This is a genomic window from Pseudoalteromonas sp. TB51, assembly GCF_000498055.1.
GTDB lineage: Bacteria > Pseudomonadota > Gammaproteobacteria > Enterobacterales > Alteromonadaceae > Pseudoalteromonas > Pseudoalteromonas atlantica.
Genome location: NZ_AUTO01000043.1, coordinates 1 through 4,044, shown reverse-complemented (window position 1 = coordinate 4,044; position 4,044 = coordinate 1). Strand labels below are relative to the sequence as shown.

The following is a 4,044-nucleotide window of genomic DNA, read 5'->3' as shown; positions in this document are numbered from 1 at the left end:
ATATGGCTGTACCAAAAGCCGTTAGTTGCGGCGTAAGGGTCTTTTACTGGGTCATCTACTTGGCCGTGGTGTATACGGTGATCGCTACTCCAGTGCAACGCACTGTTTTGCAAAGCAAATGCGCCACCAAGAGCAAAAATAAATTCTATTGCAGGGTGTACGTTATAGGCTTTATGCGCCCATAATCGGTGGTATCCGGCAGTGATAGAGAGGCCTGCGTAAAACATACAGCCTACAAATGCAATCCAATGCGCGCTGGTAAATCCGTAATTAATGCCGTACCAAGGTACAAGTGTGACAGCCGCCAAAAAGGTTAGGCTAAAAAATAGGACGTTTGTCCAAATAATCGGTGGTTTATTCATCGTTTTTACTCTCAGCGTACAACTGTAAGCTAAAATAGTGTTTCAATCTCTTGGCGTCAAGTATTAGACTAGACAATTCGGCTAATTATCATTAAAACTTCATATAAATTTACTCAGGGAGCTGTGGATGTCGGGTGTTAGAGCACAACAGAAACAAAAAACACGACAAGCCTTAATAGAGGCGGCATTTAATCAGCTTAGTGCTGATCATAGTTTTTCTAATTTAAGCTTACGCGAAGTTGCCCGCGAAGCAGGTATTGCCCCCACCTCTTTTTATCGCCACTTTAAAGATATGAACGAGCTAGGTTTAACCATGGTCGACGAAGCAGGCTTGACCCTTCGCCAGCTTATGCGCCAAGCCCGCAGACGTATAGCCAGTGGTGGTAGCGTAATAAATACCTCGGTTGTTACCTTTATGGAGTTTATTGATAACTCAAGCAACCAATTTAGATTACTGCTGCGAGAACGTTCAGGCACCTCAAAAGCCTTTAGAGCCGCCGTAGCGCGTGAGGTAAAGCACTTTATTTTAGAGCTTGCGCATTATTTAGAAAGCGAAACCAAGTGTGATTCAATTCATGCTTATATTCAGGCCGAAGCTATGGTAACACTGGTATTTAATGCCGGCGCTGAAGCACTTGATATAGAAGGTCAACAACGCGAAGAACTCATTGAGCGGGTTATTTGGCAGCTGCGTTATATTACCCGCGGTGCAGGTCATTATATTCGTGAAACAAATAATCAGGTTTAGCCTAAAAAATTAGCAATAAGTTAATCTAAGCACGCAAGTTTACTCAACACATTAATTTAAGCTAAAAAGTGTAGCTGTGTGATTTATAAAACCTGAATACGCTATTTTAAGGTATATAAATTTCTTTAATGTGGGGTTTTTATTCCTTTGTTTGGAATATTTATGCTTGCACCAACTGCTTTGTAATGTTAAAAATAGGCCTCACTGAACACACACACAAGAAACAAGATGCAAAATATTCGTTTAATTACACTAAAACTTAACCTCTTACTGCTATGGTCAGTGAGCGGGGATTAGTGTGTTTGCATCGAGTTAAACACTAAAAACCCCGCAATTGCGGGGTTTTTTATTATCTCGCGGCTGGGATAAATTGAAATTTGGGTAACAGAGGAATGAGGGGCAGTTATGCAAGACAAAGATAAAGTATGGATTTTTGATACCACCTTACGTGATGGCGAGCAGGCACTTAAAGCAAGCCTTACAGAAGACGATAAAATTCAGCTAGCGCATACTATTAGCCGCTTGAACGTGGATGTGATGGAAGTGGGTTTTCCGGTTTCGAGCCCTGCTGATTTTCGCTCGGTGCAACGTATTGCAACCGAGGTTAAAGGCCCAATTATTTGTGGTTTAGCACGTTCAGTAGCAAAAGACATTGAAGCCTGTGGTGAGGCACTTCGCACAGCACAGCAAAGCCGTATTCATACTTTTATTGCCACAAGCCCTTTGCACCTTGAACACAAATTACGTATGAGCCTAGACGATGCAGCGGCCATGGCGGTTAAATCAATTAAATTAGCGCGTAACTACACTGATGATGTTGAGTTTTCGTGTGAAGATGCAGGGCGTACGCCGCACTGGGATTTATGTAAAATTGTTGAGCAGGCAATTAACGCCGGTGCCTCTACTATTAATTTACCTGATACCGTTGGCTTTGTAACGCCAGACGAATACGCCGCAATGATCCGCCATTTAATGAATAACGTGCCGAATATAGATAAAGCGCGTTTAAGTGTACATTGTCATAACGATTTAGGTTTAGCTGTAGCTAACTCGGTAGCCGCGGTACAAGCAGGTGCTCGCCAAATTGAGTGTACAATAAATGGTATTGGTGAGCGTGCGGGTAACTGCTCGCTTGAAGAAGTGGCGATGATCATGAAAATGCGCAAAGACCACTTAAACGTTCACACCGATATTAAAAGCGAAGAAATTTATCGCGCATCTCGCCAAGTGGCAAAAATATGCAATATGCCGGTACAGCCAAATAAAGCGATTGTGGGCGAAAACGCCTTTGCACATAGCTCGGGCATTCACCAAGATGGCGTATTAAAAGCGCAAAATACTTATGAGATTATGTCGCCAGAAAGCGTCGGTGTGCCAAATAACCAATTAAATATGACCTCGCGTTCGGGTCGTCATGTTATTGAGCACCGCTTAGAAGAGTTAGGTTATCAAAAAGCTGACTACGATATGGACAGCTTATACGAGAGCTTTTTAGCGTTAGCTGATCAAAAAGGCACCGTATACGATTACGACCTTGAAGCCATGATTTACTTTAATCAAATTAACGACAAAGACGAAAAATACCAATTAGAGTTTGTAAACTCAGCGTCTAACTCACAGTCGGTAGCCAGCTCTACCATTGGGATGTTAATTGATGGCGAAGCAAAACAAGAAGCTGCTACAGGTAATGGCCCTGTTGAAGCCTCATTTGCGGCTATTGAGCGCTTAACCGGTATGAGCGTTGAAATGATTGAATACAATTTAGAAGCCACTGGTCAAGGCGCAAGTTCGCTTGGTCAAGTAAACATTATTGCTAAATACGATGGTCGCCCTTATCACGGTGCGGGTATTGCTGCGGATGTGGTAGAGGCGTCGGTACGCGCCATGATCCGTGTTTACAACTTAATTTATCGTGCACAAAAAGTGTCTGATTTAAAACAACAAAGGAAAGCAGGATGAGTAAAACAAACTACAGCGTTGCCGTATTAGCAGGCGACGGTATTGGCCCAGAAGTAATGGCAGCAGCAGAGCAAGTACTTGATGCTGTAAGCAATAAGTTTGGTTTTACCCTGAACCGTCAGCATCATGCTATTGGTGGCGCAGCCATAGACGAATTTGGTGAAGCATTACCACCAAAAACGCTAAGCGCGTGTGAAAACGCCGATGCCATTTTATTTGGCTCAGTAGGTGGCCCAAAATGGGAAAACCTACCCCCTAACGAGCAACCTGAGCGTGCATCGCTTTTACCGCTTCGTAAGCACTTTGGTTTGTTTTGTAACTTACGCCCAGCACAGCTTTTACCGGCGCTTAGCGCAGCATCGCCATTACGTGCAGATATTAGCGAAAAAGGCTTTGATATTTTATGTGTACGCGAGCTTACAGGCGGCATTTACTTTGGTGAAAAAGGCCGGAGTGGCGAAGGTGCTGAAGAAGCCGCATTTGATACACAAACTTACTCGCGTAAAGAAATTGAACGCATTGCCCGCTTTGCCTTTGAGGCAGCAAAATTACGTAGTAACCATGTAACCTCGGTTGATAAAGCAAACGTGCTTGCATCAAGCGTATTATGGCGTGAAGTCGTTACCGAAGTAAGCAAAGACTACCCAGAAGTAAGCCTAGATTACATATACGTAGATAACGCAGCTATGCAATTAGTTAAACAGCCTAGCCAGTTTGACGTGCTACTTTGCGATAACTTATTTGGTGATATTTTGTCAGATGAGTGTGCAATGATCACAGGCTCAATGGGCTTATTACCATCGGCAAGCTTGAATCAATCGGGCTTTGGTTTATACGAACCAGCCGGTGGCTCCGCTCCTGATATTGCAGGCAAAGGCGTTGCAAACCCGATTGCACAAATTTTAAGTGCTGCACTTATGCTACGTTACTCATTAGGGCAAGACGAAGCTGCGCGCACCATTGAAAAAGCCGTAG

3 protein-coding genes and 1 pseudogene are annotated in these 4,044 nt (G+C 43.6%); 3 read left to right on the top strand and 1 reads right to left on the bottom strand.

Going from position 1 to position 4,044, the window contains the following annotated elements:
- Positions 1-362: pseudogene (locus tag L650_RS0101280) on the bottom strand (acyl-CoA desaturase); the annotation flags it as partial.
- Positions 363-489: 127 nt separating this feature from the next.
- On the opposite strand from L650_RS0101280, the gene fabR reads away from it, so the two are divergent.
- The 3 genes from fabR to leuB all read left to right on the top strand — a co-directional run.
- Entirely contained in the window at positions 490-1,110 is a 621-nt protein-coding gene (fabR, locus tag L650_RS0101275; protein ID WP_004589390.1) for an HTH-type transcriptional repressor FabR, read from the top strand.
- A gap of 405 nt (positions 1,111-1,515) precedes the next feature.
- Complete coding sequence (gene leuA, locus L650_RS0101270; RefSeq protein ID WP_029771895.1) at positions 1,516-3,069, top strand: 2-isopropylmalate synthase; 1,554 nt, start codon at positions 1,516-1,518, stop codon at positions 3,067-3,069.
- Positions 3,066-4,044: 3-isopropylmalate dehydrogenase (gene leuB / locus L650_RS0101265; RefSeq protein ID WP_029771894.1), on the top strand; the 979-nt coding region annotated here is incomplete at its 3' end. The genes leuA and leuB, both read left to right, overlap by 4 nt.